The 5,301-nt window shown below is 29.7% G+C and carries 7 protein-coding genes; all 7 read right to left on the bottom strand.

Annotation, left to right across the window (positions count from 1 at the left end; genetic code table 11):
* Positions 1-532 precede the first annotated feature (532 nt).
* The 7 genes from rplS to badR are packed head-to-tail and all read right to left on the bottom strand — an operon-like array spanning position 533 to position 5,222.
* Positions 533-898 carry a 50S ribosomal protein L19 gene (gene rplS / locus BN1173_RS03575; protein WP_025400905.1) on the bottom strand — a complete coding sequence of 122 codons (366 nt, stop codon included), beginning with the start codon at positions 896-898 and terminating at the stop codon, positions 533-535.
* Positions 876-1,598, bottom strand: coding sequence for a tRNA (guanosine(37)-N1)-methyltransferase TrmD (trmD, locus tag BN1173_RS03570; RefSeq protein WP_012538438.1), 723 nt, complete (start codon positions 1,596-1,598; stop codon positions 876-878). The genes rplS and trmD overlap by 23 nt, the downstream gene beginning before the upstream one ends.
* Entirely contained in the window at positions 1,595-2,095 is a 501-nt protein-coding gene (gene rimM / locus BN1173_RS03565; protein WP_040236676.1) for a ribosome maturation factor RimM, read from the bottom strand. The genes trmD and rimM overlap by 4 nt, the downstream gene beginning before the upstream one ends.
* Before the next feature lie 3 nt (positions 2,096-2,098).
* The gene (locus BN1173_RS03560) at positions 2,099-2,347 is read right to left on the bottom strand and encodes a KH domain-containing protein (RefSeq protein WP_012538436.1); all 249 of its coding nucleotides are present in this window, start codon (positions 2,345-2,347) and stop codon (positions 2,099-2,101) included.
* Positions 2,348-2,356: 9 nt separating this feature from the next.
* Positions 2,357-2,608 (bottom strand): 30S ribosomal protein S16, encoded by a 252-nt coding sequence (gene rpsP / locus BN1173_RS03555; RefSeq protein WP_012538435.1) that lies wholly within the window; start codon positions 2,606-2,608, stop codon positions 2,357-2,359.
* Entirely contained in the window at positions 2,605-3,954 is a 1,350-nt protein-coding gene (gene ffh / locus BN1173_RS03550) for a signal recognition particle protein (protein ID WP_040236674.1), read from the bottom strand. The genes rpsP and ffh overlap by 4 nt, the downstream gene beginning before the upstream one ends.
* A gap of 59 nt (positions 3,955-4,013) precedes the next feature.
* A complete protein-coding gene (gene badR / locus BN1173_RS03545; protein ID WP_040236673.1) occupies positions 4,014-5,222 on the bottom strand; it encodes a host adaptation transcriptional regulator BadR in 1,209 nt (402 codons plus the stop codon).
* Positions 5,223-5,301: the final 79 nt, after the last annotated feature.

The following is a 5,301-nucleotide window of genomic DNA, read 5'->3' as shown; positions in this document are numbered from 1 at the left end:
CAATATATCTTATCAGCTTCCATCATAACAAACAAGAGAACCCTAAAATCTCTTATAATATCACTTCAACCAGAATTTAAATATATTTTTATATTTAAAGCTAGAGCAAAATTTATTAAACTCACAAATTATTTTCTCTTGTTTATAAAAAATAAACAAAACTTAATTTAAAATGGCCTTTAATTTTTACACTATAAAAAGATAAAAATAAAAAAATCATCTTTTTTAATCGAAAAGAAATAGAAATAATAAAATTACCTTTTTATATAACAAAATGAATATTTATCATTTTTAAATCGAAATTGTAACCCTAGAACAAAGACGTATAATTAACACTAAACAAAAATTATCAAAAACAGCAAATACTTTAACAAAATACTTAAATCTAACTTTTTTTAAAAAAAATCACTCTTGAGTTCAAAAGATTTATATCTCAAAAAATACAAACCCCTCATTAACGCCAATAAACTTTATAAATTCTATTATAAAATTTCAAGAGAAATCATTATTTAAAATGAAACTAGATAGACGATCAATATTTAAATTTCTTAACATCAAGACGTTCTTTTACTTTCATAGCAGCTTTACCAATTCTATCTCGCATATAATAAAGCTTAGCGCGTCTTACTTTTCCTCTCTTTAAAACCTGAACTTTTTCGATAATAGGTGAATGCATAGGAAAAATTTTCTCAACTCCAATTCCTGAAGAAATTTTTCTAACTAAAAAAGTTTGACCTATCCCTTTATTTTGAATAGATATAACAAGACCTTCAAAATTTTGAATTCTCTCGTTAGTTCCTTCTATGATTTTATAACTAACACGTATAGTATCTCCTACCCTAAAATCAAAACTTTCTGCTCTCTTGCCTTTAGCCTCAATTTTTCTTATCAAATCCATCATTTTTTTCTCCTCTCATTTCCAAATATTTAAGGTACAAATCAAATCTGTTTTTTTTAGTTTTTTCAACTGACTTAACAAGCCGCCACTTTTTTATCTCTTCATGATGCCCCGACAAAAGCACATCAGGAACTTTCAAATTCCTAAATTCATAAGGCCTAGTATAATGAGGATATTCAAGCAAACCACACTCAAAACTAAAAGATTCCTCACACAAAGAATTAGGATTTATTACACCATCTAATAATCTATATACACTATCTATTATAACAAGAGCTGCAACTTCACCTGAAGACAACACATAATCTCCAACCGAAATTTCAAGATCAACATACAAATCAATTACACGCTGATCAAGCCCTTCATATCTCCCACAAATTATAACAAGTTCATCCTTCTTTGACAAGTCATAAGCCAATTTTTGAGTATACTTAAGTCCAGACGGGCTCACAAATATCGTAGTCTTTGAATTTGCATTTACATATTCAAGAGCATCAACAATAGGTTGTACTTTTAAAACCATACCTGCACCCCCACCATAAGGAACATCGTCACATCTTTTGTGTTTATCTTTAGAAAAATCACGAATAGATATGACTTCATAACTTATGATACCCTTATCTACAACCTTTTTCATTATTGAATTTTCAAAAAATGGAGTAATGATTGAAGGAAATAAAGAGAGAATTGTAATTTTCATTGTAAGAGCTCTAATACCTTAAGCTCAATAGTTTTAAGTTCCCTATTAATATCTCCAAGATAAACATCTAAAAAAGGAACAAAAAATAACCTATCCCCAACCTTAATTTCAAGAAGAACTGATTTTGAACATTCAAAAAAAGATACAACAATTCCTAATTCTACTCCATCATTAACTACTCTATACCCAATAAGCTTACCAAAATAATATTCATCTTGTTCTAATTTAGATGCAAGTTCATCACTTACCCATAATTCAAAACCAATCAAATTTTTAATGGGCTCAGGTGCATTAAATTCCCTAAACTTTAGTAATAACGAATTATTCCTTAAAGATACGTCTTCAACTGTAACTTTAACTGAACAACAAAAATTTTTTTTTAAAACTAATTTACTATTTTTTAAACAAAAAAAATCACTAAAACCATTGGATATGCTTTTAATCTTAGCATATCCATTAATCCCATAAGACGACAATATTATGCCTTTTACAAACATAAATTAGTCCAAAATTTCTAACTGAACTCTCCTATTTGTTTTTGCAGCACAAGCACTAAGAAGCGTCCTAATAGCCCTTGCAATGCGACCTCTTCTTCCAATTATTTTTCCAACATCATTTGCAGAAACTCTTAATTCCAAAATAGTTGATTTCTCACCTTCAACTACATTCAATTTAACCTCATCTTTTTTATCCACAAGAGATTTTACTACAAATTCTATAAGTTCAATTTCATTACCGTACTCTTTCATTAGTTCCTCCTAATTATCAACTTTAAAATTACTTTTATTTAAAATCCTCTTAACAGTATCACTTGGAATAGCACCTTTGTCTACCCACTCTTGAAATTTATTCTTATTTATTTTGACTTGATTTTGCCTTTCAACAGGATGATAATACCCAAGCTCCTCAATAGCTCGTCCATCTCTAGGCGAAGAAGAATCCATTACTACAATTCGATAATAAGGCCTCTTTTTTGCCCCCATCCTTTTTAATCTTATTCTAACACTCAATCTACCATGCCTCCTTTACCTCCAAAAAGAGATGCTATCTTGTTTTGAAAGCTCTTATTTTTCATTTTTTTAAGCATTAAAACTGTTTGACTAAATTTTTTAATAAGTTTATTAACTTCAAAAATTGTTGTCCCACTTCCTAAAGCTATTCTTTTCTTCCTTGAAGGACTATTTAAAATGACAGGATTGCGTCTTTCTCTTTGGGTCATGGAAAGAATAATTGCCTCTTCCCTTTTCAGTTCTCTCTCATTAACATTACGACTCAGCATTTCTGATGACACACCAGGAAGCATCCCCATCAAAGTAGAAACTCCACCCATATTACGCATATATTTAAATTGATTTAAATAATCTTCAAAATTAAAGTTAGCTTTTCTAACTTTCTCTTCAAGTTTTAAAGCCTCTTCCTTATCTATAATACTCTGAGCTTTCTCTACAAGAGTAACAACATCTCCCATACCAAGAATTCGTGAAGAAACTCTATCTGGATAAAAAACATCAAGATCTTCGGGTTTCTCCCCAACCCCAACAAACTTAATAGGAACTCCACAAATAGTCTTAAGCGAGAGTATTGCACCACCCCTAGCATCAGAATCAAATTTCGTAAAAATTACACCCGTAATCCCTACACTCTCATTAAATTTTTTTGCAATATTTACAGCAACCTGACCTGTCATTGCATCTGCAACTAATATTGTCTCTGTAGGAACCACAATATTTTTAATATCTATTATTTCTCTCAACAATAAATCTTCAACTTCAAGACGTCCTCTAGTATCTATTATCACAGTATCGAAAAGCTCTGCTCTAGCATATTCAATAGATTTTTTTACAACTTTAATAGGACTATCTTCATTCTCAAGAGCAAAAACAGAAATGTTAATTTGTGCACCTAAAACCTTCAATTGCTCAATTGCTGCGGCCCTAAATGTATCTGCAGCAACAAGAAGAACTTTACGATTCTCCGATTTAAGCCGCATAGCAAGCTTTGCACACGTTGTAGTCTTACCAGAACCTTGAAGACCCAGAATTAAAATACAAGACAATTTATTAATGGGATTTAAAAGAAGCTCAGAATGTTTATCTCCCAAAAAATTTACAAGCTTGTCATTAACAATTTTAATAAAGTGAGACTTAGGATCAACACCTCTTAAAACCTTAATTCCTTTTGCCTCTTCTACAACAGAATTTACAAAACGCCTTACAACTCTTAAATTAACATCAGCTTCAATTAAGGTATTCTTAATAGTGTCAATTGCTGTTTCAATATTTTTTTCATTTATAACAGCTTTTCCAGAAACATACTTTATAAAGTCTTTAAAGCCTGAGCTTAAATTTTCAAACACTAAAAGCTACCCTCTTTTGCAAAAATCCTACAAAATATACAATACAAAAAAAGAAAATATTAATCAATATCTCCTCCAGTCAAATAAAATTTATTGAAAATAACACTAGAAGCAGGTCCAACAACAGATACTTCAGTATCTAGAGAGCTGAGTTTTAATATTATACTTTCTTTATTTAATCTTTTTATCTCCTCTTTAAGTAAATCAAAAAAACTCTTAAGTTTAAAACTTTGACCATAAAGAACTAAATAATTAAAATCAAGAACCCTTTGAATATTAATAATAACTATTGCCAAATATTTTACCGTATCCTCCATTATTTTATGTATAAAATCATATTTATCATGAAGCGCAAAAATATCATATATTGTAACTTTTTTAAGTCTACTTTCATACTTATCATAAAGTTCAGGAATCTCTCCATTCATAAATTCTTTCGAAATCAAACGCTGCAGTGCAAAATTAGAAATCAACATATTAACACATCCCTTATTTCCACACGTAGGACAATTTTTCTCTCCTCCATAATCAATGACCATATGACTAACCATACCAGATTTATTATTAAAACCAGAATAAACATTACCATCAGACCAAATAGAAAGTTCAGCCGTATCTGTATAATCAAAAAACATAATATTATCTACATTCTTACCCATAAATTCAGCAAGAGAAAGATTTTTTACATAACTCTCAAGGTATACAGTAAGTGAAAAATATTCCTCTAATATAGCCTTAACAGGAACATCTCTCTCAATCCATGCACCATGACTATCATTAACAATACCAGATTCCTTATCCTTAATTATCCCAGTAATACTAAAACCTAATCCAATAAACTTATCTCTTGAAAAATTATGCTTCCAAATAATTTCAATCATATGATCTTTAATTCTTTCTAATATCTCATAAGCACTAACTGGTGGTTCAAAGGAATAAGTTTCACTTATTAAAACCTCACATTTAAGATTAGCAATTCCTATCTGAAAATAATTACTTGAAATAATCACTCCCATTGAATATGCAAAATCTTTATTAATATCAAGAAGTATTTCTTTCCTTCCATGCTTCTTAATATCTGATTCTTTTGACCCAACCTCAACTAGAATATTCTCTTTTATCATATGATTAGTAAGAATAGTCACAGCTGCATTTGTCAATGATAACTTACGAGCCAAATCTGTCCTTGAATACTGCATATTTTTCAAACTAAGGAGTATCTTTTTTCTATTACCACCTCTAATTGAAACCATATTCTCACCCTGCATAAAACAACCTCCTTTATTTTTAAAATAAAAAATTCTAACAATGAGACTTGTTAGTTCTTTTTGTTAGTTTTATTATAGT

It is taken from the genome of Borrelia crocidurae, from assembly GCF_000825665.2.
Taxonomy (GTDB): Bacteria; Spirochaetota; Spirochaetia; order Borreliales; family Borreliaceae; genus Borrelia; species Borrelia duttonii.
Note: the sequence above shows the minus strand (reverse complement) of the source record. Positions and strands in the feature narration are given on the sequence as shown.

Excerpts from the sequence above, each read along its gene's own strand:
- rplS (WP_025400905.1), bottom strand. The coding sequence starts at position 898 with ATGGATTTGATAAGAAAAATTGAGGCTAAAGGCAAGAGAGCAGAAAGT.
- BN1173_RS03560 (WP_012538436.1), bottom strand. The coding sequence starts at position 2,347 with ATGAAAGAGTACGGTAATGAAATTGAACTTATAGAATTTGTAGTAAAA.
- badR (WP_040236673.1), bottom strand. The coding sequence starts at position 5,222 with ATGCAGGGTGAGAATATGGTTTCAATTAGAGGTGGTAATAGAAAAAAG.
- trmD (WP_012538438.1), bottom strand. The coding sequence starts at position 1,598 with ATGAAAATTACAATTCTCTCTTTATTTCCTTCAATCATTACTCCATTT.
- rimM (WP_040236676.1), bottom strand. The coding sequence starts at position 2,095 with ATGTTTGTAAAAGGCATAATATTGTCGTCTTATGGGATTAATGGATAT.